Consider the following 25,545-nt stretch of genomic DNA (forward strand, 5'->3'; position numbering starts at 1 on the left):
GGCGGCGAGGGAGTCAGTAGGATGGACCCAGCGTCCCTGGCCTTGGCCGAAAGATCCGCGCCGCGCTACACGAGCTATCCCACGGCGCCGCATTTCTCCAAGTCGATCGGCGACGACGACGCGCGTGCGTGGCTCGCGAACCTCGATCCTTCCTCGTCGCTCTCGCTCTATTTCCACGTTCCGTTTTGCACCGCAATCTGCGCCTATTGCGGCTGTCACACGAAGGCGGTGCGCCAGGACGCCCCGCTTGAGGCTTATACGCGGACGCTCAAGCGCGAAATCGTGCTGACCGCGGAAGCGACGCGCGCGCGTCGCGTCGCCAGCATCCATTGGGGCGGCGGCACCCCGAGCATTCTCGGCCCTGCGCGTTTCAGTGCGATCGTTGCAGTTCTGCGCGATCATTTCGATCTTTCCGCTGAAACGGAACACGCGATCGAACTCGATCCGCGCATTCTTGACGCCGAACTCGTCGAGGCGCTTGCCGGCGCCGGAGTTACGCGGGCCTCGCTCGGCGTGCAGGACCTCAACGCGCATGTGCAGGAGGCGTCCGGCCGCATACAGCCCTATGAAACGGTGGCGCGCGCCGTGAAATTGCTGCGCGAGGCCGGGATTGCCGCGATCAATCTGGATCTGATGTATGGCCTGCCCAAGCAGAGCGTCGAAGACGCCCAGCGCACCGCCTCGCTCGCGGCGTCGCTCGCACCGCAGAGGCTCGCGGTCTTCGGCTATGCGCATGTGCCCTGGTTCAAGTCGCACCAGAAGCTGATCGACGCCGCGGCGCTGCCGGGCGCCGGCGAGCGTTTGGCGCAGGCGGCGGCCGTGCGGGCGACCCTTGAAGGCGCGGGATTCGAGGCGATCGGACTCGATCATTTTGCGCGTCCAGAGGACCCGCTGGCGATCGCCGCGCGGGGAAGACGCATGCGCCGCAATTTTCAAGGCTACACGATTGACGCCGCCGACGCGCTGCTGCCGTTTGGCGTTTCGTCCATCGGGCGTCTTCCGGAGGGCTATGTCGGAAACGCCACCGATCTTGCGGGATGGCGACGCGCGATCGAGTCAGGACGTTTTGCAACGACGCGCGGCGTCGCGTTCACGCGCGAGGATATCGCCCGCGCGGATCTGATCGAACGCCTCATGTGCGATTTCGACGTCGACTACGGCGCGGTGGCTGCGCGTCATGGCTATGCGGAAGACGCCTTCGACGCTGCGCAGGCCTCTCTCGACGCTCTTGCGGACGACGGCGTCATCGACGTACAGGACCGACGACTCGTCGTCACCGAACGTGGAAAGCCCTTCGTTCGCCTTGTCGCAGCCGCCTTTGACGCCTACCTGCAGTCAGCGCCAGCCCGCCATTCCTCGGTGGTGTGAAGGCGATTCGGCAAGGAGGCGTTCATGCCGCCGCTTACGCTTTTTCTCGCAAAGCTGATCGGCGCTTACGCTCTGATCATGTCCGCCTGGATGCTGGTGCGCAGGGACGTGGCGCTCCAGATGATCGAGAGCGTTTCGCGCGAGCCCGTCGCCATCGCCTTCGTCGGCATGATTCGCCTCGCGATCGGTCTCGCCATCGTGATCGGCCACGACATCTGGAGCGACACGGCCGCGGCGCTCGTCTCGCTTGTCGGCTGGATTACGCTGATCAGCGGTTTCCTGACGCTCTTTCTGCCGCCGCAGACGGTGCGCGACATTTTCGCCCGAATGGCATATGAAAAGCGCTATCCCGTGTTTGCGCTCGTGTCCTTCGCGCTCGGCGGCGCGCTGTTGATCGCGGGCTTCAGCGCCTGACAAGAGTGATAATGGCGCTTGTTCGCCGGCGTCGCCTCCGCCATCGTGACGCCTGGATTCGACGCCGTAGCTATGCCCATCTGGACGCCCGAACAGGATCAAGCGCTGACCGCCGTCGCGCGCTGGCTTGAAACGCCCGGCGCGCGGCAGGTGTTTCGGCTGTTCGGATACGCCGGAACGGGCAAATCGACGCTCGCGCGTCATCTCGCCGAACATGTCGACGGCGATGTCGCCTTCGCGGCCTTCACCGGCAAGGCGGCACTCGTCATGCGCTCCAAGGGCTGCAAGGACGCGCGCACGATTCATAGCCTCATCTATCGCGCGACCGACACTGAGACCGAAGAGCCGTCCTTCGTTCTCAACGACGACAGCGCCGCGGCGCATGCGAAACTCATCGTGGTCGATGAATGCTCGATGGTCGACGAGGAGCTCGGCCGCGATCTTCTGTCCTTCGGCAAGAAGGTGCTGGTGCTCGGCGATCCGGCGCAATTGCCGCCGGTGAAAGGCGGCGGCTTCTTCACCGACGCCGAGCCTGACGTGATGCTGACAGAAGTGCATCGGCAGGCGGCGGACAATCCGATCATCCGCCTGTCAATGGCGATCCGCGCGGGCGAGAGCGTCGAGCGCGGCGTCTTCGGCGATACGCGCGTCATCAGCCGTGACTCGCTCGATCCCGCGCTCGTGACCGGCGCCGATCAGGTGCTCGTCGGCCTGAACAAAACGCGGCGCGCCTATAACGGACGCCTGCGCCAGCTGCGCGGCTTTTCGGGCGAGTTGCCGCAGTCCGGCGAGAAGCTCGTCTGCTTGCGCAACAATCGCAAGAAGGGACTTCTGAACGGCGCGCTGTTTACGGTAAAGAGCGCCGGGGCCCTGCGCCGCGGCAAGGTGAGAATGCTGGTGATGCCGGAAGATGGCGAAGCCGCTAAATTTCAGCGCGTGGCGGTCGTGCCGCAACTGTTCGGCGCGGAAAGCGACATTCCTTATGCGCTTCGCAAGGACTCGGACGAGTTCGATTTCGGTTATGCGCTCACCGTCCACAAGGCGCAGGGGTCGCAATGGGACGACGTGACGCTTTTCGATGAGTCCTTCGCCTTCCGCGAACATCGGGCGCGGTGGCTCTACACGGGCGTGACGCGCGCCGCGAAGAGACTGACGCTCGTCATGTGACGCTTAGAGCAGGTTCCGAAAAAGTTGACAGACTTTTTCGATGAGAACCTGCTCCACCATTTTGATTTCGAGCGATTCCTTATCGATCACATGATTCCATGTGATCGGGAAGCGCTCAAGAACGAAGCCCGCTGTCGTCGCGTCCGTTGCAGCGAAGCCGGGATTTATTTTCCCCAGGCGTCGATGGCGTCAGCGAAGACGCGCTCGCCAGAGGAGCCTTTTTCCATGTTGATCGTCGCCGCGCGGCCGTCGGCGAGCTGCATTGGCAGGTCGATCGCCGCGAGCGACCGCAACAGGAGAATATTGCGCGCCTCGTGGTCGCCGCGCATCAGGCCGATGAGGAAATTGTTCTCGGTGATCGGCACGGGAATGCCGGCGACTTTTTCTCCCGACTGTGCATCGGAGCGGCGCATCTGGATGGGGCCGATGGCCTTGACGCCGCCGATGGGACTGCCGGGCGCCACCGTGAACGACACATTGATGGTGTGCGAGGCCGAAAGGGTGGCGTCGGTGTTCTTGCGAAACAGCAGAGTCATCTTCAGCTTCGCGTCGGGGACGTCGATGTCGCCGCGGATGGCCGATCCGACGGGTTCGCCGGGCCCGCCGACGTTCTCAAGGCGCCAGACGGCGGAGCCATTGTAGATCTTGTCGACTTTTGTGGGCTCGGCGAGCGAGCCCACCCACATCTCCGCCTTTTGCGCCACCGGCACGGCGGGGCTGCGCGGCGTGGTCGCTTTGGCCGGCTCCCTTTCGCGTCCGACGCGATCGTTGATCTTGCCGCTTTCTGGTCCGTTGGAGGGCGACTGCTCCGGTTTCAGCTTAGCCAAATCCTCGGGCTGCTCGCGAAGCTGCCAGGCGAGCGTTCCGACGACCGCCACGAGCGCGACGACGACGCCGGCGACGGACAGAATGAGACGCATCGAGCGCTGCGGCCTCGGCGCCGGCGGCAGCGGCGCTGGCGGCCTCTGTGGTTCACGCAGCGGGACATCGTCGTCGCCCGCGATGGAGGAGTGAGGCGCGTCGCGCCTAGTCGATTCTGCGCCATCACTCGGCGCGCGCTCGACGGGCTTGGCCGTGCTGATCGGATGTGGTTTGCGCTGCGGCGCAGACATCCCATCGCGAGGCCGTGTCGCTTGCGCGTCGTTTGCGGCGCGCTCCGTTTCGACTTGCTGGATCGCGTCTTCGAGCGCGCGGCCTTCGGCGGCGATGTCGGCTTCTGCGACCGGCGGCTGAATGCCGCGCAACTGATTGAACAACGCTTTGCGGGCGCGTTCATAGACCGCTTGGCGCGTGTCCGGCGTGGACTGCGGCAGAGCGGCGACCGCTCTCGCGATCAGAGAATGGTAGTCTGCCATGTTCGGTTAAGAGCACTTCCGGCTTTTGGCGTCAATCCTGACGCCGCCGGAGTCCAAGAAAACCCGGGGATTTCCCGGCGTCCGCGCGTCTTGATCGCATATGCGCCTCAGTTCACTCAACGTATCGACAAATGGAGATCAGGCACTCCCTGGCGCAATGATCGCTTCAGCGCTCATTCTTGCTTCGTTCGCTTACTTCGTTCGCGCGCCAGCGCACGCTGTGCATGGATAAGACCTCGAGCATGAAGGATTCTTGCGACTCGACGCTCGTTCAGATGGCCGGCGATTTGCCGGACGTCTCGCGCGAAAATTATTGCGACCCGCTCGCGTCTATTGGCGCCGCAGCCACGGGAAGGCTGCGCGCTAAACTTCGCCAAGCGGCGGTTTGGGACGCGCCATCTGACGAGCGGGCGGACGCGCGGCGATCAACCAGTAAATCGCCCCCGCCAGAGCGCCGGTCAGAAAAAACAGCAGCGCGATTCTTAATTCGAGCGGGCTCGCTTCGCGGGCGCGATCAAGTCCCATTGCAGCGCGGGCGATCCACGGCGACGCGCCGGCGAGCGTCGCGCTCGCGCCTGAATACCAGAGGAGCGAGCGTGCGCCGGCGATCTCGCCGATCAACGCCGCGACCGCGAGGGGCGCGACGCAGGTGGCGATGATCATCGACCAAACGATGAATCCGAATGTCGCCAGAGGATCGCTCCATCCGCCGGCGCGCACATCTTCGTCGACAAAGGCGAACAGGCCGGACGTCGCGGCGGCAAATCCCGCTTCCCGCGTCGCCGGATCAAGGAGCGCCGAGACGATCAGAAAAATGGCGGCGACGCCCACAGCGAGGACGAAGCCGAAAGCCATGACCACGATTCGGCGCATCATTGGATGCCGTCTTTCCTGGCGCGCCAAGCTATGGTTCGAGCACCGAATCCCAATAGAGATAGTCCATCCAGCTTTCGTGCAGGTAATTGGGCGGAAACAGCCGCCCGTTGCGATGCAGGTCCGCGACGCTCGGCTGAAAGGGCGCCTGCGCCGGCGACATATGCGCCTCCTTCGGCAGGCGGTCGCCCTTGCGCAGATTGCACGGCGAACACGCCGCGACGACGTTTTCCCACGTCGTCGCGCCCCCCTTCGATCGAGGAATGACGTGATCGAACGTCAGTTCGTCATGTTCTCCGCAATATTGGCAGGTGAAGCGATCGCGCAGGAACACGTTGAACCGTGTGAACGCCGGCTGACGGGTCGGCCGCACATATTCCTTGAGCGACACGACCGAGGGCAGACGCATCTCGAAGCTCGGGCTTTTGACGGTCTTGTCGTATTCCGAGACGATGTTCACGCGGTCAAGAAACACCGCCTTGATTGCGTCCTGCCACCCCCACAGCGAGAGCGGATAGTAGCTCAGCGGCCTGTAGTCGGCGTTGAGCACGAGCGCGGGGCACGCCTGCGGCGACACGGTCTGTTGACGAAAATGTGCAGTCACCCTGCTTCCTCTCGGATGGAGGGGCCTGACGGACCGCGCCAAGGTCCAGCCCTTTGCGATGGAGCATATTTTACAGGCACGACGACAGGGTTGTGAAGGCCCGCGCCGCGACTTCCGCCGCTGAGGAGCGCCACGTCTCTAGAAAGAGATAAATGCTGGCGAAACAGTAAGCTGCAAGAAGCGGCTTGGATCTAAAAAGTAATCGGTATGTCTTTGTTTCGACGACTTCTATGCTGACCTATCGCCGCTCGCCTATTCGCCGCTCGTCCTTGGCTGTCGGATCGGGGCGAAAAACCGCGAATTATTCGTCCGCAGGCCAGCGCGCCCAAGCGTGGCCCTTGCCCACGGCCGACGGCCTGGCGCCTACTGCTGGAGTGATTCGCCTCCTTCACACGGCCGACTGGCATCTTGGCGCGACGCTGCAGGGCTGGTCGCGCGACGCCGAGCACCGCGACGCGCTGGCGCAGCTTGTCGCCATCGCCCGGGACCGGGCGGTCGACGCCGTCATCGTGGCGGGCGACGTTTTTGACAGCCTCAATCCTTCCGCCGACGCCCAGCGACTGCTCTACGACACATTGCGCGACTTGCGCGTCGCCTGTCCGCATGCGCGCATCGCGCTCGTCGCCGGCAATCATGACCCGGCGGCGCGACTCGAAGCGCCGCGCGCATTGTTCGAGATGGCGGACGTCGTTTCGATCGGCGCCTTTGCGCGTCGCGACGGCGCCTTCGACGCCCGCGCGCATCTTTCGCCAATCCGCGACGCCAGCGGCAGAATTGGCGCATATTTGCTCGCGCTGCCTTATCCGCGCGCGGTGGATCTGCCCGTAACGAGCGGAGGCGGGGCCGCCAGCGCCGTGCGCGAGGCCTATCGAGAGGCGGTCGAAAGCGCGCGGCGCGAAATCGGCGCGGCGCCGCTCATCGTCACCGGCCATCTTCATGTCGCAGGCGCGCTCGAATCGGAAGGGTCCGAACGACGGATTCTTATCGGCGGCGAACACGCGCTTCCGTCCGACATGTTTTCGCCCGATATCGCTTATGTTGCGCTTGGCCATCTGCATCGTCCGCAATCCGTCGGCCGCGAGACGATCCGCTACTCCGGCTCGCTTATTCCCATGTCGAAGACCGAAATCGGCTATGCGCATGGCGTCAGCATCGTCGATGTCGACGCCAGCGGCGCCGTTGTCGTCCAACATGCGCCGATCATCCGCCCCGTCCGTCATTTGCGGGCGCCGGCGAGCGGCGCTCTGCGCCTTGCTGAACTTGAGTCCGCGCTTGCGGCGCTCGATTTGGACGCCTCGGCGCCGATCGACGCCTGGCCCTTCGCGCATCTCGCGATCAGGGTGGACGGCCCCGCTGTCGGATTGAAAGCCGAGCTCGACGCCATTTGCGAGAAATTCCCGCTGCGCGTCGTTTCGACCAGCGTCGAGCGGCCGGAAGCCCCTGCGGCGGCCCCGACGCCGCTGCGCCTCGCCGAGCGCAAACCGATGGATTTATTTCGCGAAGCCTTTGAGCAGGCGCACGGCGTCGCCCCGACCGACAATCATTTCGACTGTTTCGAGCGTCTTCTGCAGGAGGCGTGACATTGCGCATTCTGGCGATCAGAGGCGCTAATCTCGCCAGTCTCGCCGAAGGCTTCGCCATCGACTTCGACAGCGAGCCGCTGCGCTCGGCGGGCCTCTTCGCCATCACCGGAGAAACCGGGGCGGGCAAGTCGACGATTCTCGACGCGATCTGTCTCGCGCTTTACGACAAATTCCCGCGCGTCGTCGCGGCCGGCGCGAGCGAAGGCGCGCCAGATCCGTCTGGAGAGACGCTCGGCTCTGGCGACCCGCGCACAATTCTTCGCCGCGGCGCCGGACGCGGTTTCGCGGAGGTGGATTTTATTGGCAAGGACGGGCTGCGCTATCGCGCGCGCTGCGACCTGCAGCGCGCCCGCGGTCGAGCGTCGGGCGCCTTGCAAAAGCGCGTCAGGTCGCTGTGGCGAATCGACGAGGCCGGCGAAATCGTCGCGCCGGTCGAGAGCGGCATAGAGCCGGTCAACGCCCGCGTCGTCGAATTGACCGATCTCACCTTCGACCAGTTTCGTCGCACGGCGCTTTTGGCGCAGGGCGAATTCGACGCGTTTCTGCGCGCCGACGCGAAGGAGCGCGCCGAACTTCTCGAAAAAATCACCGGCGCCGAAATTTATGGCGTTCTGTCGCAGCGGGCCTTTGAACGCGCCCGCGAGGCGCAGCAGGCGACAGCTCTTATCGAAAGCAGTTGCGCCCAGATCGGCGTGATGTCGGAAGATGAGCGCGCCGCGATCGACGCAGACGTCGCAGCGACCGAAGCCGAACGCGCGCAAGTCGCCGAAAGGCGCAGCGCGATGGCCGATGCGCTGCGCCGGTTCGACGCCTTGGCTCAGGCGCACGCAAAGCTTGCTCAGGCGATGTCGGCGCGCGAGGGCGCATTACGGGCGTTTGACGAGATGGCGCCGCGGCGCGAAACGCTCGCGGCGTTGGCGCAGGTCGAGCCGCTGCGCGCCCCGCGGGACGAGATGCGGCGCGCCGAGGAAACGCAAAACGCGGCGATCGAAGAGTCCGCCGACGCCAAAGCGAAAGCGGGCGCCGCTCAAGAAGCGTTCGCCGCTGAGGAGACGCGCGCGCGCTCGGCTTCAGAGGAGGTCGCCGCCTCGGAAGCGGAGATGGCCCGGTTCGCGCCGATATGGAGCGAAGCGGCGGCGCTCGACGCGCGCATCGCCAATCTGGCGCAGGAGGAAGGGAAGGCGCGCGGCGTCGCCGAGGGCGCCGCATTGCGCGCTGCGGAGAAGCGCGCCGAACGCGCCGATGCGGTCGCACGGCTGGCCGACGTTCAAACTGAGAAGGTGGCGGCGAACGTCGAACTTCAGCGCCTCGCGCCGGCGCGCCCGCTCAGCGAGCGCTGGCCGGAAATCGACGAATGGCTGACGAAGCGGGGCGAGCTTCTGGAGGCCAAGCGCATATGTGACGGCGCGCTGGCGGCGGCGACCGCCGAACTCGGCCGCAGCGAAGCGACGCTCGCCGATTTCTATTCTCGCGATATGCAGGATCGAGCGGCCAGCGAGAGACTGACGACGCAGATCGACGAGCGCGATCGCGCGCTACTGGCGCTCGATGAGCCGGGTTTGCTCACGCGTGACGACGCCCTTTCGGCGTCGATCCAGCTGGTCGACGGCTTGCGCCGCTGGGCGCGCGCCTTTGACGAAGCCGGCGCGGCGGCGGCGTCGGCGCATCAGGAGATTGCGCGCAGCGCCGAGGACGAAGCCGCGCTTCGGCGGACGCTGGAGGAATTGCGGACGCGCCGCGCGCAACATGTGGCGCAGAGCGCCGACGCCGAGCGCCTGGGCGAACTGGCGGACGCGGCGGCCGATCCCGATGCGCTGCGACTGCGCGCGGCGCTCAGCGACGACGCGCCATGCCCGGTCTGCGGCGCGCTGGAGCACCCGTTCGCCGACCGCCATGACGCAGCGAATGCACTGATCGAAGAGCTGCGCGCACGACGCGATGAGTCGCGGCGGACGGTCATCAAAATGGACGAAGAGATTTTCGCGCTGCGCGCGCGCGCCGCCGAAGCCCAAGCGCTTCATAAGGACGCGTCGCGTCGCGCGGCGGAAGCGCTGTCGGCGCGCGCGCGCGCCGAAGCCGAATATGCGTCGACGCTCGGCGACGATGGCGCGCGAAACATTGCGCGCCAATTTGCGCCGCCGCCGTCGATCCTGTCAGCCTCGCCGCGGCTGGACGAACTGGCGAGGGAGGCGGCGGCGGCGCGCGACGGCGTCGCGCAAAAGCTTCTCGTCGCGCGCCGGCTGCGCGAGGAGCGCGATCGACTGCGCGGCGCGCGCGAGGAGACCCGCCAGGCTCTGGACGCACGCCAGGAGGAGCGCGCGGGGCTCGCCCAGACGCTCCAGTCGGCGCGCGAGACGCGCGCCCGCGCCGAAGCGGAAGGCGCCGGACTCGTCGAGCGTCTCGAATCACTCGATCGGTCGCTCGCGCCTTATCTGCAGCTTTGCGACCTCTCGGCCGCGGATCTCGGTCGCGACGCCGCTTCTGCGCGCCGCCGGCTCGAGACGGCGGGTGCGCATTATCGGGAGGCGCTGGGGCGGTCAGATGAGGTCGGCGCAAACCTCGCCGCGATCGGACTGAAGGCGGAGCGCGTTGCGGCGGAAGCAGACAGCGCATGCGCCCGCGAGGCCGAAGCCAAAGGCGATCACGAGGCGCGCGCAAGGAGTCTCGTTGAGGCGCGCGATGCGCGCGCGCTGCTTCTGGGGGGAGAAGCGACGGCCGCGCATCGGTCGCGTATTGAGAATCTCCACCGGGCGGCTATTGCGGCGCGCGACGAGGCGCGCCAGCGGCTCGCTGAAGCCCAGCAGTCGAAAACCGCCTGCGAGACGCGTCACGCCCATTGTGCAAGCGCGGCGGAAAGCGCGGCGGCGCGCGCCGTGCAAGCGCGCGCGGTCTTTGCAATGGCGCTCGCGGGCGCTGGCGTCGACGAGGCGACTGCGGCGCCTCTTCTTGCAATGTCGCGGGAAGAGCAGACGGAGCTGCGTCGCGCCGTCGAAGCGGCGGAAGCCGAGCGCGCGGCGGCCGAGGCCGCCGTCAGGGCGCGGCAGGTTGATTACGATGAAGCCAAGGCCGTCGCCCCGGCGGAAGTTTCGCGTGAGCAGCTCGCCGCGGAGGAGAAGAGTATCGCTGGTCGCCTCGACGAATTGTCGGCGCGGCTCGGCGCGCTGCGCGAGCGTGGCGCGAAGGACGATGAGGCGCGGGAACGCGCGACAGCGCTCGCCGACGAGCTCGAACGGGCGCGCGTAAGCGCCAAACTCTGGGGCGAGATCAATGAAGCCATCGGATCGGCGAGCGGCGACAAGTTCCGCCGTTTCGCGCAGGCCGCGACGCTGCAGCATCTCGTCGCGCTCGCCAATCAGCGCCTGGCGCTGCTTGCGCCGCGCTATGCCCTGGAGCGCTCGGGCGACGCCGGATCGCTGGGCCTCCAGATCATCGACCGCGATCTTGGCGACGAGCGCCGTTCGACGCGTTCGCTCTCCGGCGGGGAGCGCTTCCTCGCGTCGCTGGCGCTTGCCTTAGCGCTTGCCGGACTCGAGGGGCGCGATTCATTCGTCGACACGCTGTTCATCGATGAAGGATTCGGCGCGCTCGATTCCGCGACCCTCGACGTCGTCATAGACGCGTTGGAGACGCTGCAGGGGCAGGGCAGGCGGGTGGGGGTGATCAGCCATGTCGATTCGCTCCAGCAGCGCATCGCCACGAAAATCTGCGTCGAGCGACGAGGCGGCGGAGTCAGCGTGGTACGGCTGCGCGCGCCGAATTACGCGTGACCCGTGATGCCACGCCAACCCCGAAAGAAGTAGCCGATCGATTCTTCCCCAGGGGATGAGTCGCGCCGAAACAGCCCCAAATTTGCGGCGACGAATCCAAAAAAAACGGCTGCTGTGGCGGCAAAGCCACAAAAAACAATGATCAGCCGCCAGGACTGTGGCGCTGGCGCCACACCTGCTGTCCCTTGCAGCGTCACATTACAGCTAGGGCAAAGATTGTCACGGCTCTGTCATCCAGCGTCGGCTTCACTGTCGCCCGAAAGTTAACCGGGGGATCAAACTTATGAAACTTGGAGTTGGACAACGCGCGCTCGCCATCGCTGCGTTCGGCTTAATTGCGACGGCTTCGGCCACTCCGGCCGCGGCCGACACCGCGTCCGAACTTCGCGAGTTGAAGGCGCGGCTGCAGCAGCTTGAAGCGCAGGTCGCCAAGCAGCGCGCCGAGGTCAAGCACGCGACCAATATCGCGAACGCCGCTCAGGCGCATGTCAGTAAGGACGGTCATGGCCATCCGCCGCCGCCGCCGGTCTTCGTCAGCTTCAAGAACGGCCTGTTCGTCGAGACCGAGGACAAGGCCTTCTCGATCCATATCGGCGGCCGTGTCCACGCGGACGGCGGCTGGCAGAGCGATCCGGCCAATGGCGACGCGAGCAATGTGCTGCTGCGCCGCGCCCGTCTCGACATCGCCGGCAAGGCGTTCAAATATTGGTATTACCGGACGCAGTTTGAATTCGGCGGAAGCAGCGGCTCCGTAAGCTCAGCCAACGTCCGCGACGCTTGGTTGGCGTTCAAATACCCGCTTTTGACCACCGTTGGACTTCCCTACCAGTGGCCCGTCGTCATTCAGTTGGCCAACCAGCTTCGGCCTCTTGGTCTCGAGGCGATGAGCACCTCGAACTCCGGCATCACCTTCATCGAGCGTTCGATGATGTCGGACGCCTTCAACACGCCAAGACGACATCTCGGCGCGTCGATCTCCAGCGGCGGTCACAATTGGGGCGTCAAGGCCGGCATCTACAGCACCAGTCCGCAAGACGCGGCCATCCGTCCAACCAACAATAAACTGGGTCAGTATTGGGAAGTTGACGGCCGCGCGGTCTTCCTGCCGATCCGCACCGAAGAAGATCTGATCCATATCGGCGCCACGGGCCGCTATTACCAAAACAATGGCGCGAGCGGCACTTCGAACGACGAACTGCTCGTCGGACGCGGCGTGCGCAACGAAGCCAATGCGCTCAACACGCGGCTGCTCGGCACGCCGGATATGGCGTGCAATCCGGGCGGTCCGTTCAATCTCGCTGGTTCAGTGTGGGCGTCTAACCCGGCGTTCGGCGGCTCGCTCGTTCAGACCAACTGTCTAAAAAACTCCACCCAGTTCAACGTCGAATTCGTGGCCATTCACGGGCCCTTCAGCATTCAGGCCGAATACTCTCAGGCCTACTACAACCGCAACTCCTACAACTCGGCTGCTCTGCTGATTACCCCCGGTGCGCTTACGGGCGTTCCCGCGCTTCAGGCGTCGCGGCTCGCTGCGGGACAGGGTCTCCAAAGTTCCGCAGCATTTGACGGCTTTTATGCGCAGGCTCAGCTGTTCTTGACCGGCGAAACGCGCATCACCGCCTACACGGACATCGAGCACAACATCAACACGCCCTATACCTTCTCGACGGCGCCCAAGATCCTCAATCCGATCAGCAAGGGCGGCTATGGAGCTTGGGAAGTCGCGGCGCGCTGGAGCTCGATCAACCTCGACAACGGCTCGCAAGGCGCCTGGAGCTATCTCCCGGCCTATGGCGCGCTTGGCCTCGTTCCCGGCGTCGCCACCCCCGGTGGTCTATTCCCGGCTGTTCTCGCCGCGAATTCGGTCGGGCTCACCGGCGGTCGCGTCAACAAGATCACGCTGGGTCTGAACTGGTATCCGGAAAAGGGCTACCGCTTCCTGTTCAATTACGGCCGCGTCCTTGCCAATGTCGCGCCATTCAACCAGCCCTGGCTCAGCGCGAACGACACCAACTCCTTCCTCACCCGCGCGGAAGTCTGGTGGTAACAGTCTCTCCCATCTGACTCTCAAGCAATCCCGCTGGGTTCTCCCGGCGGGATTTTTGTTTTGATCTACGTTTGCGGGAACCGCGCAGGGGCAGGGCTTCACACGAAATCCGTTCGAACGGCTCGGATTGTCATTCCCGACGCGCGCCATGCGCGATCGGGAATCCAGAGCAAAACCAGCTTTCTTGAATTGGCTCTGGATTCCCGGTCAGGCCTTTGGCCTGCCGGGAATGACGCCGTCCAAGCGAACGAATTAGCCGGAATCCATATCACTCGTGCCACATGCGGATCAGATCGCCGATGATTTTGAGCTGCAGATCGGCGATCGCGTCATGTCCGTTCTTTTCCATATAGGCGCCAAGGACGGCATTAAGATCGCGTAGAACTTTGCGGCGGCCTTCGTCGCGGATGCGACTCTTGATCCAGCCGACGCAGGCGAGACGGCTGCCGCGCGTCACCTTGGCGACGCGATGCGTCAGGCCGGTCGAATAGACGAAGATGCTGCCGATTTTCGGTTTGACCTTGATGAGCCCGTGCTCCTGCTCGAGCACAAGTTCGCCGCCATCGTAGTTGCTGTGATCCTCCAGAAACAAAGTGAAGGACAAATCGCAGCGCACGCCTTCCATGATCGGCGAATCCGAATGATTGCCGTATTCCATTCCCTCGTCGTAGCGATTGATGATCACGCCGACGAGCTTCTCCGGCATCGCGAAAAGATCGACGCCCGGGTGCGCAAGAATCAGTGACTTGATCTCGTCGACGACTTTGCCTGCCTTCCGCTCGTCAAGCTGAAGATTTTTCTTGACGTTCGCCGCCATTCCGCCGGCCGTGGACGCCCCCGAAACGAAGGGCGCGTTGAGAATGCGCTGGCGGAACCGCGCGCATTGGTCTTCGTCGAGGAAATCATCGATGAGCAGCACGTTCGTCGCTTTCTACAGGAATATGTCGCATCCGTCCCTCGCCACGCTCTACGAGAACATGCCGTTACGATAAAGCCGAGCGGAGTGCGTTGTGATCGGCCTATGAGCTTCCGATCTTGCATCGGCTGCATACTGGAGTGCACGGCAAAATGCCTAAAGATCGCGGGCGCAGCAAGTCTGGCTGTCTGGAGGAGCAGGACTCGGTCCTCGCGATGGCGGAGTTCGCCTAACGCAAGCGCGAGCAGGCGTTGTTGGAGGACCAGCGCCGAGGAGGCAAGAATGTCGCTAACCATTCGTTAAGGTTAACGCCGCACCCTGTGGCCGAACATAAAGGGGACGTGCGGGGCTGGATTTGGCGATTCGGCGGGCGAAGCAAGCATCCGTCCTGGCGGCGATAGGGGCGTTGCTCTCGACAGGCGCTCGCGCATCCGACAGCGCCATCGAGGCGCGATTGCGCATGCTGGAAGCGGAGATCGCCAGGCTTCGTCCACTGGAAGCCGAGGTCGCCAAGCTTCGTCAGGACGCACGCAAAGCAAAATCGCAAAGCGCGACAGCGAAGGATCATTCACAGCAAAGCGCATCGAATATCGCCAACGCCGCGGCGTCCAAGGGGGCGTCCGATACGCCCCCACGGCCGCCAGTGTTCGTCAGCTTCAAGAACGGCCTCTTCGTCGAGACCGAAGACAAGGCGTATAGCTTCAAGGTCGGCGGCCGCATCATCATCGACGGCGGCGGCATCGCTCTGCCGCTCAACGGTTTCGACAATCAGGTCGGCGGGCGCCAGCTTCGGCTCGAGGTCGAAGGCAAGGCCGCGCAGATCTACTTCTACAAGCTGCAATACGACTTCACCGGAACAAGTCAGATCACCGGCGTCAATCACGTGTACGGCGGCATTCGCGACGCCTATTTTGGCATCCAAAGCCCGCTGTTCACGCTGCCTTTCGCCAAGGAGCCGGCCTACGTCATGGTCGGCAGCATGTTCGAGCCCTTCAGCGTCGAGGCGATCAATTCCTCAAAATACCGCGATTTCATCGAACGCTCGCTTGCGGTCGACACCTTCCAGCCGGATCGTCATATCGGCCTTGCAATGGGCGCCTACGGCGACGACTGGACCTTCAAGGGCGGCATATTCAGCACCAGCTTTGGCGATGCGAGCCTGAACCCCGCGCGTGGTTATCCGGCGACCTGGGGCATTCCGCGACTTTACATACCCAACGCGGGCGGCGGCGCGCCATTCCCGTCCAACACGACTTGGTTCCAAGCCACAGGCGGCGGGCAGTATTTCGACGTGAGCGGCCGCTTGACCTATGCGCCGATCCACACCGAGCATGATCTCCTCCACGTCGGGGCCTCCGGCCGGTACCATCAGCCAAACGACTCCACGGCGGTGAACAACGACCGGGTCCTTGCGCTGGGCAACCGCGTCAGATCGGAAGCCAATATCCTCGGGCAGGGCCTCATTGGCACGCCGGATCTTTCCTGCGGAACGATCGTGGGACCAATCCCCCAAAACCTCTTCAACAGCTCCGCCTTCGCCGGAAAATGCACCAAGAGCGTCGAATCCTTCGGCGTTGAATTGGCGGCGTCGCATGGGCCGTTCGGCATCCAGGCGGAATATTTCGGCGCCTTTTACAACCGCGATCAAAACGCGATCAACCGTGCGACCTATCTAACGGCGGCTTCGGCGGCGACCGGCGTCATTCCCGTTAACGGCTCTCTGGTTCCGTTCAATCCGGGAGGACGGTCGGCCTATTTCGACGGCTATTACATCCAGGGCACATATTGGATCACCGGCGAGGAGCGCGCGCAGTCCTATGATATCCGCGATAAGAACGGCGCAACCTTTAATCAGCTCAAGATCAAAAATCCCCTCAGCGCAGGCGGTTACGGAGCCTGGGGCTTGGCTGCGCGCTTCAGCTCCGTTGACCTCAACAACGGGCCCTACAACGGGAATACCCTCTATAACCTGCTGGCGCTGACGACCTTCGTCACGCCAAATCCATTCGCCCGGACCTACATCGCCAACGCCGGGATCAACGGCGGCCGTCAGCAGAATCTTACGATCGGCGTGAACTGGTACCCGGACGTGGGCATCGCATTCCAGGCGAACTGGACGCGCGTGATGAACATCGTCGCGCCATTGAACCTTTACAACGGCGGTCCGCTCCCCATGCTTCTCGGCGCCAACTATACCGGCGCGCATCCCAATTTGTTCGAGGTTCGCGCCAAGATTTATTGGTAAGCGGCGCCACCTTCAGGCAAACGACCGCCGGCGGGCGTTTCCTTATACGCCCTGCGATGCTATATCTCGTGGAATCTAATCCGCCGAAAGGGAGCGTTCGGCTTCGCCGATGAGGTCGCTTGTGACGACGCTCAGGCGCCTCGTGGGGCGTCCATTTCCCCGGCGCTACGGGTTGAGAACGCGCATGAACCGCTATGACCGCCAGCCTCAGCCCGCTGAAGAGGCTGTCGTCGAATACCTTGACGGCGAATATCGCGTGCGCAAGCCCGGCGCCTATGTGCGCTGCGCGGTGACCGGCGAGCCGATCCCGCTCGAGGATCTGCGCTATTGGAACGTCGATCTGCAGGAGCCTTACAGCGGGCCGCACGCTAAGCTGATGCGTCTTGGCGTGAAGAAGCCCGATTAAGGCTCAGAGCGGCGCGCCTTGCACAGCCCGCGAAGCGCCTCGTCTAGAACGTCGGCGTCATCGAAAACGAGAGTGACGGGTAGCGTATCGACGCCGAGCGTCGCAAGCTGGCGGCCCATCCGCGCCGCATCCTTTTCCGTCGTGACGAGCCGCGCGCCATGCTCGTGCCGCAACTTCGATAGCATCGCGTAATCGTCGCGAGTGAAGCGGCGGTGATCGCCGAATGAAACCTGCGCCGCGACTTCGGCGCCGCATCCTTCCAGCAAGCAGAAGAATTTCTCTGGCCGCGCGATGCCGGCGAAAGCGACGACGCGCGCGCCTTGCATCGCTTCGGCGGCTCCGCTGTCGGGCGCCAAACGCGCGGCGATAATTGGTTTGTTCGCGCGCGCAGCGATGTCGCGCCCGCGTTCGCCGTCGCCGATCACGACCAGAATATCCGCCGCCGCAAGCTGCGCATCGAGCGGCGCGCGCAACGGTCCGGCCGGGATGCAGCGGCTGTTGCCGGCGCCATAGTCCGAGTCGATCGCGATGAGCGTCAGGTCGGGCGCGATGCGACGGCTGTGGAAGCCGTCGTCGAGAATGACGACGGTGGCGCCTTGGCGCTGCGCCAAGTCTGCGCTCGCAAGTCGGTCAGAGCCGACGATCGTCGGCGCGGCGCGCGCAAGCAGCAGCGCTTCGTCACCGACGTCGTCGGCGCCGTGACGCGTCAGGTCCACCAAGAAGGAGGACGTTCCGCCGCGCCTTCGGCGATAACCCCGGGTGAGAAGGGCAGGGCGCTCTCCCGCCGCGTTGAGACGCTGAGCGATGGCGATGGCGAGCGGCGTCTTGCCGTCGCCGCCTGCGGTCAGTCCCCCAATGACAATCGTCGGTAAATTGGCGCGCGGCGCCTCGCGCGCGAGCCGCTTGCGTGCGATGCCGCCATAGAGCGCGCCGAGCGGAGACAGCAGCCGCGCCGCCGCGCCGTCTTCACGCCAGAAGGCGGGCGCGCGCATCTCAAAAAGCGGCGCCGCGCGCGACGCTCATTGCTGGGCCACCGCCATTTGCGCGAGATAGGGTTCGACGGCGGTCATGATGCCGCGCGAGGCGCCGCCCAGTCTCTCGACAGTTTCGCCGGCGGCGCGCCCCATTTTGCGCATGCGCGATGGTTCGGAGAGGAGATAGTGCGCGGCCCGCGCCAGCGATGCGGCGTCTGTAACGCGCGCAGCGGCTTTTGCGGCTGCGAGTTCGCCGTAGACTTCCGTGAAGTTTTCGACATAGGGGCCATGCAAAATGGCGCAGCCGAGCTTCGCCGGCTCGATTGGATTTTGTCCGCCGCCGGGCAGCAGCGACTTGCCCATCAGGACGACCCCGACGCTTCGAAAAACGAGGCCAAGCTCGCCGACGCTGTCGACAACGTAGACGTCGACGTCGCGCCGCGGCTCGCCTTCCTGCGAACGCAAGGCCGCAGTCAATCCTCTGGCGCGGGCGGCTTCGACGATCTCGGCGCCGCGCTCCCGATGACGCGGCGCGATGATCGTCAGCAGCGACGGGGTTTGCGCGGCCATGTCGACATGCGCGTCGAGCACGAGGTCCTCTTCGCCCGGATGGGTGGAGACCGCCGCCCACGCCGGCCGCCCGCCGATCGCGCCATTGAACTCGGCAAGCTTTGAAGAGTCGGCCGGCGGCGGCGGCACGTCGAATTTGAGATTGCCGGCGATGCGCACGCAGCGCGCGCCGAGCGCCAGAAAGCGGGCCGCATTATCGGAATCCTGCGCGAGGCAAAGATCGACGGCGCCGAAGACGGATTTCGCCGCTCCGGGAACCGCCCGCCAGCGCTCGGCGGATTTGCGGGAGATGCGGGCGTTGGCGAGAACCAGCGGCGCGCCGCGCGCGCGCACGGCCGCGACGATATTGGGCCAAAGCTCTGATTCGGCGAAGACCGCGATGTCGGGTCGCCAGTGATCGAGGAAGCGTTCGACGAATTTCGGGGCGTCGACCGGCGCGTATTGATGAAAGGCGCCCGCGGGCAAGCGCGCGCTGAGAACGCGCGCAGACGAGACGGTGCCGCTTGTCACGAGCACGTCGAGTCCGCGCTGAATGAAACGGTCGATGAGCGGCAGCAGCGACAGGCTTTCGCCGAGGCTCGCGCCGTGCAGCCAGACGAGTCGTCCGCGCGGTCGGGGGCGATTCGACTCGCCCATGCGTTCGGCCAACCGCGCGGGATCTTCCTTGCCATGGTTGGCGCGCCAATTGAGCGCGGCGCTGGCGAAGGGCGTCGCCGCGATCGTCGCCAGCCGGTACACTGTCAGAAGCGACATGTTTCCAATCTATTAAAATCCGGTCCACATGCGCCATCTGACGGCGTCTTCTCCGCGCGTCGGGCCAACCGGAATGACACTTCTATGCCTGGCAATACCGGCGAATTTTGGAAGGCCGCCTATAGCTTCTCCACATCCGGATCGAGCAGCCGATAAAGGTGCACCACGAAATAACGCATATGCGCATTGTCCACCGTGGATTGCGCTTTAGCTTTCCATGCGGCGAGCGCGCTATCATTGTCCGGATAGATGCCGACGACGTCGAGCTTGCTCGGGTCGCGGAACGCGACGCCGTCGAGCGTTTCCAGCTCGCCGCCAAATACAAGATGCAACAGCTGTTTTTCTTTCTTCGCCGAGGTTGCTTGCGTCGTCTTGTTCATAATTTTCCTTCCAAGACCTCCCGCGCCAGCGCGAGGCTATCGTCGAACAGCGATTTCGGAGCCGCGATGAGCATGTCGCGGGCGAGCGACGGGCGATTATAGGTGAGCGCGACGCCCTCCGGCTCGCTCAACATGGCGCCCGCTTCTGCGAGGAGAATATCCGCGGCGGCGATGTCCCAGTCGCGCGCATTGGGCGCGGCGACCACGATATCATGCCGGCCGGAGGCGATATCGGCAAGCCGCAGCGCGAGCGAGGGCGTTCGCGGCGCCATCACGAATCCCCGTGGCGACGCGGCCAGCCGGTCCTGCATCGTACGAGGCGCGACGAGCGCCGCGCCGGCGATTTCGGCGCGCTGCGGCGCGATGAGGGGGGAGCCGTTGAGGAAGGCGCCGAGACCGAGCGCGCCGATGTAAGTCTCGCCCAGCGCCGGCGCGTGGATGATCCCGGCGACCGGCCGGCCGCCAACCACCAGAGCGATGGAAACCGACCAACGCGCGTCGCCGCGCGAGAACGCCAGCGTTCCATCGATCGGATCGACCACCATCAAGGCGTCGCGCGCCAGCCGCTCGGCGGTGTCGACGCTCTCTTCGGAAAGCCACGCCGCCTCGGGCGCAATGCGCGCCATCTCATGGAACAGGAACCGATCGACGGCGAAATCGGCCTCGGTGACCGGCGAGCCGCCGCCCTTGTAGGACACTGCGGCGGTCGTGGTTTCGCCCAGGCGGAAATAAGCCATGGCGATGTCGCCGGCCCTGCGCGTGACGCTCTCGAGTTCTGGAAGAAAAGCGGCGAGTTCTGCTTGGCTGGAGCCCATCATGAGGAGGAGTAGGTGAGGCGCCGGCGGGCCGCAAGCGGGCGCGTTGCGCAGAATAGGAGCAATTTGAACGAATTCGTTTTCATGGACTTCACTCTCATCGCCTAAACCATGCGTAGAAGCAATGATTTACGTGCTGTTCACCAGGCTTTTTAGGGCCTTCGCGGGCAGGCTGCGGCAATATAAGCGCCGAAACGGAATTCAAGCTGCAAGGAGCGATCGATGGTTGAGGCCAATACTGCGCGCAGGATCGACGAAAGGGTCTTCGTTCAGCGTGACCGCCGCGCCGACGGCGGGGCGCGGCGCATCCGCGTGACCCGGGAGGACGTCTTGATCTCCCGTCGATTTAGCGGCGTCTCCATGGTCATCTCGGTGCCCGTCACCGCCTATTGCGGCGTCGCCCTCGAGGTGCAGCCCGCGGACGACGGATCGCCGCGCTACGTTCTTTCGCTGGCGCACCGCGACCCGGACCTCGACATTCTTCTCGGCGAGACTCAAGACTGCGGCGCCGCCGCATCCGACTGGCGTCATTGGGCGGCCTGGCTTGGGCTGCCGCGGGTCACCGAGGAAGATGGCGCGCTGCGTTCGCGCGAGAGCGTTGACGAAGAGATCGCCGCCGCCTTCGTGCGCCGGCGCTGCGAGACCAGTTTGGGCAAGCGTCGTCCGCGATTTCTCATGCGCCGCAAGGCTGGCGACTCGCGCCGCGCCAAGGTCGTGCATGGCGACGAGCGCGAGATCATTTCTTATGAATGAAGCGTCTCCTGCGCGGCCGACGCGCCAAGGACGATCTTCTCGAAGCCTTCGCGGATTTCCTGCTCCTTGAGCTTCCTGCCGATGAAGACGAGGCGCGATTCGCGCTTCTCGCCTTCCTTCCATTCTCGCTGCAAATCGCCATCGAGGATCTGATGGACGCCTTGGAACACGAACCGCCGCGGCTCGTCCTTGAAGGCGATGATTCCCTTGCTGCGCAGAATGTCAGGTCCGTCGCGCTGAATCAGATCGTTCAGCCAGGGAACGAATCGTTCAGGATCGACCGGGCCCTCGTGGCGGATCGAGACGGAATGCATCTCGTCGTCATGGAAATGCTTCAGCCCGGCGTGAGGCGCGTGATGATTTTCATGCTCATGCTCATGCTCATGGCCATGACCGTGCTGATGATCGTGGTCGTGATGATCATGGCCGCAATCTGGACTGCACTCATGATCATGGCCGTGATGCGCATCATCATGATCGTGACTCGTCGACTCCTCGGCTTCGAGGAACGCCGGCTCGATCTCCAGAATCCGGTCGAGGTCGAAGGCGTTGCGCTCCAAAACCGCCTGCAGGGGAACGTCCGACCTCACCGCGCGATGCAAAGCGGCGTAGGGATTGATCGCGCGGATGCGGCCTTCGACTTCCGCGAGCTCATCGGCTGAAACGAGATCTGTTTTGTTCAGGACGATCACATCAGCGAAGGCGATCTGACTCTTCGCTTCCGGCGCGTCCTTCAGCCGCTCGCCAAGCCATTTGGCGTCGGCGACCGTCACCACCGCATCGAGCCGCGCCGCCTCCTTGACGTCAGCATCCATGAAGAAAGTCTGCGCGACGGGCGCCGGATTGGCGAGTCCCGTCGTCTCGACGACGATCGCGTCGAACTTGCCGCGTCGGCGCATCAGACCTTCGATGATGCGAATGAGATCGCCGCGCACGGTGCAGCAGATGCAGCCGTTGTTCATCTCGAAGACTTCTTCGTCGGCGCCGACGACAAGGTCATTGTCGATGCCGATCTCGCCGAATTCATTGACGATGACGGCGTAGCGCCGGCCATGCTGCTCGGTGAGAATGCGATTGAGAAGCGTCGTCTTGCCGGCGCCGAGATAGCCGGTGATGACGGTAACGGGGATTTTCTCGGTCAATTCCGCTTACTCCAGTTTCGTTCGCCCCCACCCTGTCCCTCCCCCGCAAGCGGGAGAGGGGACCCTAATGATCGGCCTTGCGCGAAACTCTCTAAGAGGGCCGGCCTGCTCCCTCTCCCACGAAGTGGGGGAGGGGTGGGGAGGGGGCTACTGCGCCAAGGCTTTCGCCAATTGTCTTACATTGTGGCGCATCATGTCGATATAGGTCGCGCCATCGCCCTTGGCGTCGGACAGCGCATCGGAATAGAGCACGCCGCCCATCCGGGCGCCGGTCTCGCTGGCGATCCTTTTGGCGAGGCGCGGATCGGCGATGTTTTCGATGAAGACCGCCCGAACCTTATGCGCCCTGACCGCGTCGATGATCTTCGCCACGTCGCGGGCGCTGACGTCAGCCTCCGTCGACACGCCCTGCGGCGCGATGAACTCGACGCCGTAGCGCGCGGCGAAATAGCCGAAGGCGTCATGAGTCGAGACGACGCGGCGACGCTCCTGGGGAATGGCGGCGATCGCCTGCTGGATTTCCGCGTCGAGCGCGTCGAGCCTGGCGAGATAGGCGTCGGCGTTGGCCTTATAGGTCTGGGCGCCCTCAGGATCGACGGCCGTCAGCGCTTCCCGGATGGCCTCGACATAAACTTTTCCGTTGGCGACGTCCTGCCAGGCGTGCGGATCTTGTCCCTCTTCGTCCTTTCGCGCAGTGACGCCTTTGCCCAAAGTGAACACCTCGCCCTTGCTTTTGGCGGCAGTGACGAGACGGTCGAGCCAGCCTTCAAATCCGAGCCCGTTGACGAAAATCAGCCAGGCTTGCGCGATGCTGCGGCCGTCGGCCGGACTGGGCTGGTAGACATGGGCGTCGCCGTCGGGCCCGACGATGGTGGTGACGGAAACCCGGTCGCCGCCGACCTGCCGCACAAGATCGCCGATAATCGAAAAGCTGGCGACGACGGGAATTTTCTGCGCCTGCGCCATCGCTGGCGCGACGAATGCGGCGAGTGAAAACGCTAGCGCGCTGCGGCGTGTAAGCATCGCTTTCATCCTTCGAGATGCCGGCGCGGCCGTTTCAACCGCAGCACGCCGCCGGCGCGGCCAAAAATCATCGAGAAAAAATAGACGACGCCCGCGGCGAGAATGATGGCGGGTCCCGTCGGCGCGCTGGTCTCGTTGGAGAAGACGAGACCGCCGTAACAGCAGAGGGCGCCGATCGCCGCGGCGAGGGGCAGGGCGATGGCGAGATCGCGCGTCCACAACCGCGCCGCAGCGGCGGGAAGCATCATCACGCCGACGGCCATCAGCGTGCCGAGCGCATGAAAGCCGGCGACGAGATTGAGCACCACCAAGGCGAGGAACAGGAACGGCGTGAATTCGCCGAATGTGCTCGTCTGCCGTAAGAACAGAGGATCGAGCGTATCCAACACCAGCGCTCGGTAGAAAACCGCCAGCAGAATGAGCGTGACGGTCGAGACGCCGACGAGCAGCAGCAGCGCTGCGTCGTCCAGTCCGACGACCGAGCCGAAGAGCACGTGGAGCAGATCGACGTTTGAGCCGCGCAGCGATACGAGCGTCACGCCCAGCGCCAGCGAGACGAGATAGAAGGCCGCGAGCGACGCGTCCTCGCGCAGCGTCGTAAATCGCGAGGCCGCGCCGGCGGCGAGCGCGACGACGAGTCCGGCGAAGAGGCCGCCGAAGGTCATCGCGGGCAAAGACAGCCCGGCGACGAGATAGCCGACGGCGGCCCCAGGCAGGATCGCATGGGACAACGCGTCGCCGGCAAGCGACATGCGCCGAAGGATCAAGAAGACGCCGAGCGGCGCGCCTGAAAGCGCGAGCGCCAGGGAGCCGACAAGCGCCCGTCGCATGAATTCATAATCGGCGAATGGCGTGACGAAGACCTCAGTGAACATGCAGACGATCTTCGGTTTCAAACTCATCGCGAAGACATTCGCGCGCGCGCTCGTCGAAGGCTTCCGACATGGCGCGCGCGCGGATGAGATTCTTTTCGCAAAGGGCGTCGCGCGTGTCGCCCCAGAAGATGCACTCGCGGGCAAGCAGCAGCGTGCGCGGGAAAGCGCGGCGGACGATGTCCAATTCGTGCAGAACGGCGACGACGGTGCGCCCTTCGGCGCGCCATCGCGCGATCAAGGCCAAAAGATCGTCGATCGTCGCTGCGTCGATCGCGCCGAAAGGCTCGTCGAGAAGAATGACCGGCTGATCCTGGACGATCAGACGCGCGAACAGCGCCCGTTGCATCTGTCCGCCGGACAGGGTTTCGAGCGTCCGCGATTCGAAGCCGACGAGTCCGACCGTCTCGATCGCCGCGCCCACCCGAACCTGCTCGCCCGCGTTCAGCGCCCCGAAAAGACCGACGCGCGCCAGAGCGCCCATGGCCACGAAATCGCGCACGTTGATCGGGAAAGCGCGGTCAATGTCGACGACCTGCGGCAGATAGGCGACGGCGCGCGGCGACAGGTCGCCGAAATGGATATCTCCGCCGAGCGGCGTCAGCAGCCCGGCGAGCGCTTTGAGCAGCGTCGACTTGCCGGCGCCGTTCGGGCCGCAGACGGCGAGTCCTTCTCCGGGGGCGATTTCGCCCTCAAGGTGATGAACCGCGGGGCGACGATCATAGCCGAGGGTGAGATTGACGAGCCGGATCGCCGGCGCATTGGCGGCCGCGCTCAATGCAGCGCCCAGTAGGCGCTGGCCCACAAGGCCGCAAGAAGCAGCGCGGCGACGATAACGCGGGCGCCGGCGGAAGCTCCGAGAGCTGTGAGCCGCGCCTCTCGAGCGCCAGCGGCTGCGCCGGCGCGCACATGCTGGGGCACGGCGCGTTCTTGCGTCGTCATGTCGAACATAACCAATGTTATATTATAACGCCGGGATTGAACAAGGCGTCATGCGCCTCGCCAGCGCGGATAAGGCGCCGGGGAGCGCCGCGCTAAGTATAGGTTGAGGCGCGTTCGCGCCAATCGGCCGTGGACAGGGGAAGGCGATTCTGTTATCCCGTGCCGCACGGGTCAGGCGCTCCGTCAGCGCCCGGAGACCTATTATCTATTAAAGCCGCTCAACGACGGAGCCGTCGCGGCGGATCCCAAACACAGGATGGATACGTGCAAGTTCTCGTTCGCGACAACAATGTCGATCAGGCGCTCAAGGCTCTGAAAAAGAAGATGCAACGCGAGGGCATCTTCCGCGAAATGAAACTGCGCGGTCATTATGAAAAGCCGTCCGAGAAGCGCGCACGCGAGAAGGCCGAAGCGGTCCGTCGCGCCCGCAAGCTGGCCCGCAAGAAGCTCCAGCGCGAAGGCCTGCTGCCGGTGAAGGCGAAGCCGGTCGGCGCCCGCTGATCTGGCTAGAGCTGTCGAATTCTCGCCGGATTGCACGCGCCTTTTAAAAATTGCGCATAGATTGAGACACGGGGA

Annotated in this window: 23 protein-coding genes; 10 read left to right on the top strand and 13 right to left on the bottom strand. The window is 64.5% G+C overall.

Features of this window, described 5'->3' with window-relative positions:
* Window positions 1-21 precede the first annotated feature (21 nt).
* From hemN to IYW40_RS21070, 3 genes are all read left to right on the top strand, one after another.
* A complete protein-coding gene (gene hemN, locus IYW40_RS21060) occupies window positions 22-1,368 on the top strand; it encodes an oxygen-independent coproporphyrinogen III oxidase (protein ID WP_196402150.1) in 1,347 nt (448 codons plus the stop codon).
* Between the two features lie 24 nt (window positions 1,369-1,392).
* A complete protein-coding gene (locus IYW40_RS21065; protein WP_196402151.1) occupies window positions 1,393-1,782 on the top strand; it encodes a hypothetical protein in 390 nt (129 codons plus the stop codon).
* Between the two features lie 72 nt (window positions 1,783-1,854).
* Complete coding sequence (locus IYW40_RS21070; protein ID WP_196402251.1) at window positions 1,855-2,949, top strand: AAA family ATPase; 1,095 nt, start codon at window positions 1,855-1,857, stop codon at window positions 2,947-2,949.
* Window positions 2,950-3,113: 164 nt separating this feature from the next.
* Here IYW40_RS21070 and IYW40_RS21075 read toward each other — a convergent pair whose 3' ends face one another.
* The 3 genes from IYW40_RS21075 to IYW40_RS21085 all read right to left on the bottom strand — a co-directional run bounded on the left by IYW40_RS21075 (window position 3,114) and on the right by IYW40_RS21085 (window position 5,781).
* Window positions 3,114-4,304, bottom strand: a complete 1,191-nt coding sequence (locus tag IYW40_RS21075) for a hypothetical protein (RefSeq protein WP_196402152.1) — start codon at window positions 4,302-4,304, stop codon at window positions 3,114-3,116.
* 363 nt (window positions 4,305-4,667) lie between these two features.
* The gene (locus IYW40_RS21080) at window positions 4,668-5,180 is read right to left on the bottom strand and encodes a hypothetical protein (protein ID WP_196402153.1); all 513 of its coding nucleotides are present in this window, start codon (window positions 5,178-5,180) and stop codon (window positions 4,668-4,670) included.
* Between the two features lie 28 nt (window positions 5,181-5,208).
* Window positions 5,209-5,781: an HNH endonuclease gene (locus IYW40_RS21085; protein ID WP_196402154.1), complete on the bottom strand. Its 573-nt coding sequence runs from the start codon at window positions 5,779-5,781 to the stop codon at window positions 5,209-5,211.
* Between the two features lie 374 nt (window positions 5,782-6,155).
* Between IYW40_RS21085 and IYW40_RS21090 the strand changes: the two genes are divergently transcribed.
* From IYW40_RS21090 to IYW40_RS21100, 3 genes are all read left to right on the top strand, one after another.
* A complete protein-coding gene (locus tag IYW40_RS21090; protein WP_196402155.1) occupies window positions 6,156-7,361 on the top strand; it encodes an exonuclease SbcCD subunit D in 1,206 nt (401 codons plus the stop codon).
* Window positions 7,358-11,131 (top strand): AAA family ATPase, encoded by a 3,774-nt coding sequence (locus IYW40_RS21095; protein WP_196402156.1) that lies wholly within the window; start codon window positions 7,358-7,360, stop codon window positions 11,129-11,131. Before IYW40_RS21090 ends, IYW40_RS21095 begins: the two co-directional genes overlap by 4 nt.
* A 283-nt stretch (window positions 11,132-11,414) precedes the next feature.
* Window positions 11,415-13,178, top strand: a complete 1,764-nt coding sequence (locus tag IYW40_RS21100) for a porin (RefSeq protein WP_196402157.1) — start codon at window positions 11,415-11,417, stop codon at window positions 13,176-13,178.
* Window positions 13,179-13,446: 268 nt separating this feature from the next.
* Here the strand turns inward: IYW40_RS21100 and IYW40_RS21105 are convergent, their stop codons facing one another.
* Window positions 13,447-14,097 carry a Fe2+-dependent dioxygenase gene (locus tag IYW40_RS21105; protein ID WP_196402158.1) on the bottom strand — a complete coding sequence of 217 codons (651 nt, stop codon included), beginning with the start codon at window positions 14,095-14,097 and terminating at the stop codon, window positions 13,447-13,449.
* Between the two features lie 457 nt (window positions 14,098-14,554).
* On the opposite strand from IYW40_RS21105, the gene IYW40_RS21110 reads away from it, so the two are divergent.
* Together IYW40_RS21110 and IYW40_RS21115 are read left to right on the top strand one after the other, a co-directional pair.
* A complete protein-coding gene (locus IYW40_RS21110) occupies window positions 14,555-16,339 on the top strand; it encodes a porin (protein ID WP_246720949.1) in 1,785 nt (594 codons plus the stop codon).
* A 184-nt stretch (window positions 16,340-16,523) separates the two neighbouring features.
* Complete coding sequence (locus IYW40_RS21115) at window positions 16,524-16,745, top strand: DUF2093 domain-containing protein (protein WP_014890019.1); 222 nt, start codon at window positions 16,524-16,526, stop codon at window positions 16,743-16,745.
* Here the strand turns inward: IYW40_RS21115 and lpxK are convergent.
* The 4 genes from lpxK to IYW40_RS21135 form a co-directional block, all read right to left on the bottom strand.
* The gene (gene lpxK / locus IYW40_RS21120) at window positions 16,742-17,737 is read right to left on the bottom strand and encodes a tetraacyldisaccharide 4'-kinase (protein ID WP_196402159.1); all 996 of its coding nucleotides are present in this window, start codon (window positions 17,735-17,737) and stop codon (window positions 16,742-16,744) included. The genes IYW40_RS21115 and lpxK overlap by 4 nt on opposite strands.
* A gap of 27 nt (window positions 17,738-17,764) precedes the next feature.
* Window positions 17,765-19,042, bottom strand: a complete 1,278-nt coding sequence (locus tag IYW40_RS21125) for a 3-deoxy-D-manno-octulosonic acid transferase (protein WP_196402160.1) — start codon at window positions 19,040-19,042, stop codon at window positions 17,765-17,767.
* A gap of 119 nt (window positions 19,043-19,161) precedes the next feature.
* Window positions 19,162-19,422 (bottom strand): DUF4170 domain-containing protein, encoded by a 261-nt coding sequence (locus IYW40_RS21130; RefSeq protein WP_175094853.1) that lies wholly within the window; start codon window positions 19,420-19,422, stop codon window positions 19,162-19,164.
* Entirely contained in the window at window positions 19,419-20,240 is an 822-nt protein-coding gene (locus IYW40_RS21135; protein WP_246720950.1) for a 3'(2'),5'-bisphosphate nucleotidase CysQ, read from the bottom strand. The genes IYW40_RS21130 and IYW40_RS21135 overlap by 4 nt, the downstream gene beginning before the upstream one ends.
* A 219-nt stretch (window positions 20,241-20,459) precedes the next feature.
* Between IYW40_RS21135 and IYW40_RS21140 the strand changes: the two genes are divergently transcribed.
* Window positions 20,460-20,990: a DUF6101 family protein gene (locus IYW40_RS21140; protein WP_196402161.1), complete on the top strand. Its 531-nt coding sequence runs from the start codon at window positions 20,460-20,462 to the stop codon at window positions 20,988-20,990.
* Here IYW40_RS21140 and IYW40_RS21145 read toward each other — a convergent pair.
* From IYW40_RS21145 to IYW40_RS21165, 5 genes are all read right to left on the bottom strand, one after another.
* Window positions 20,981-22,132 (bottom strand): GTP-binding protein, encoded by a 1,152-nt coding sequence (locus tag IYW40_RS21145; protein ID WP_196402162.1) that lies wholly within the window; start codon window positions 22,130-22,132, stop codon window positions 20,981-20,983. The genes IYW40_RS21140 and IYW40_RS21145 overlap by 10 nt on opposite strands.
* A gap of 147 nt (window positions 22,133-22,279) precedes the next feature.
* A complete protein-coding gene (locus IYW40_RS21150; protein ID WP_196402163.1) occupies window positions 22,280-23,155 on the bottom strand; it encodes a metal ABC transporter substrate-binding protein in 876 nt (291 codons plus the stop codon).
* Window positions 23,156-23,160: 5 nt separating this feature from the next.
* Window positions 23,161-24,030, bottom strand: a complete 870-nt coding sequence (locus IYW40_RS21155) for a metal ABC transporter permease (RefSeq protein WP_196402254.1) — start codon at window positions 24,028-24,030, stop codon at window positions 23,161-23,163.
* Entirely contained in the window at window positions 24,020-24,805 is a 786-nt protein-coding gene (locus IYW40_RS21160; RefSeq protein ID WP_196402164.1) for an ABC transporter ATP-binding protein, read from the bottom strand. The genes IYW40_RS21155 and IYW40_RS21160 overlap by 11 nt, the downstream gene beginning before the upstream one ends.
* Window positions 24,802-24,969, bottom strand: coding sequence for a hypothetical protein (locus IYW40_RS21165; protein ID WP_196402165.1), 168 nt, complete (start codon window positions 24,967-24,969; stop codon window positions 24,802-24,804). Before IYW40_RS21165 ends, IYW40_RS21160 begins: the two co-directional genes overlap by 4 nt.
* Before the next feature lie 264 nt (window positions 24,970-25,233).
* Here IYW40_RS21165 and rpsU point away from each other — a divergent pair, with 264 nt between their 5' ends.
* Window positions 25,234-25,470 (top strand): 30S ribosomal protein S21, encoded by a 237-nt coding sequence (rpsU, locus tag IYW40_RS21170; protein WP_018408012.1) that lies wholly within the window; start codon window positions 25,234-25,236, stop codon window positions 25,468-25,470.
* The last annotated feature ends 75 nt before the right edge of the window (window positions 25,471-25,545 follow it).

It is taken from the genome of Methylocystis sp. H4A, from assembly GCF_015709545.1.
GTDB lineage: Bacteria > Pseudomonadota > Alphaproteobacteria > Rhizobiales > Beijerinckiaceae > Methylocystis > Methylocystis silviterrae.

Bases quoted from the DNA above. Each gene is read 5' to 3' on its own strand.
- hemN (WP_196402150.1), top strand. From the start codon at position 22: ATGGACCCAGCGTCCCTGGCCTTGGCCGAAAGATCCGCGCCGCGCTAC.
- IYW40_RS21065 (WP_196402151.1), top strand. From the start codon at position 1,393: ATGCCGCCGCTTACGCTTTTTCTCGCAAAGCTGATCGGCGCTTACGCT.
- IYW40_RS21070 (WP_196402251.1), top strand. From the start codon at position 1,855: ATGCCCATCTGGACGCCCGAACAGGATCAAGCGCTGACCGCCGTCGCG.
- IYW40_RS21075 (WP_196402152.1), bottom strand. From the start codon at position 4,304: ATGGCAGACTACCATTCTCTGATCGCGAGAGCGGTCGCCGCTCTGCCG.
- IYW40_RS21080 (WP_196402153.1), bottom strand. From the start codon at position 5,180: ATGATGCGCCGAATCGTGGTCATGGCTTTCGGCTTCGTCCTCGCTGTG.
- IYW40_RS21100 (WP_196402157.1), top strand. From the start codon at position 11,415: ATGAAACTTGGAGTTGGACAACGCGCGCTCGCCATCGCTGCGTTCGGC.
- IYW40_RS21110 (WP_246720949.1), top strand. From the start codon at position 14,555: ATGCTGGAAGCGGAGATCGCCAGGCTTCGTCCACTGGAAGCCGAGGTC.
- IYW40_RS21115 (WP_014890019.1), top strand. From the start codon at position 16,524: ATGAACCGCTATGACCGCCAGCCTCAGCCCGCTGAAGAGGCTGTCGTC.
- lpxK (WP_196402159.1), bottom strand. From the start codon at position 17,737: ATGCGCGCGCCCGCCTTCTGGCGTGAAGACGGCGCGGCGGCGCGGCTG.
- IYW40_RS21125 (WP_196402160.1), bottom strand. From the start codon at position 19,042: ATGTCGCTTCTGACAGTGTACCGGCTGGCGACGATCGCGGCGACGCCC.
- IYW40_RS21130 (WP_175094853.1), bottom strand. From the start codon at position 19,422: ATGAACAAGACGACGCAAGCAACCTCGGCGAAGAAAGAAAAACAGCTG.
- IYW40_RS21135 (WP_246720950.1), bottom strand. From the start codon at position 20,240: ATGATGGGCTCCAGCCAAGCAGAACTCGCCGCTTTTCTTCCAGAACTC.
- IYW40_RS21140 (WP_196402161.1), top strand. From the start codon at position 20,460: ATGGTTGAGGCCAATACTGCGCGCAGGATCGACGAAAGGGTCTTCGTT.
- IYW40_RS21150 (WP_196402163.1), bottom strand. From the start codon at position 23,155: ATGCTTACACGCCGCAGCGCGCTAGCGTTTTCACTCGCCGCATTCGTC.
- IYW40_RS21155 (WP_196402254.1), bottom strand. From the start codon at position 24,030: ATGTTCACTGAGGTCTTCGTCACGCCATTCGCCGATTATGAATTCATG.
- IYW40_RS21165 (WP_196402165.1), bottom strand. From the start codon at position 24,969: ATGACGACGCAAGAACGCGCCGTGCCCCAGCATGTGCGCGCCGGCGCA.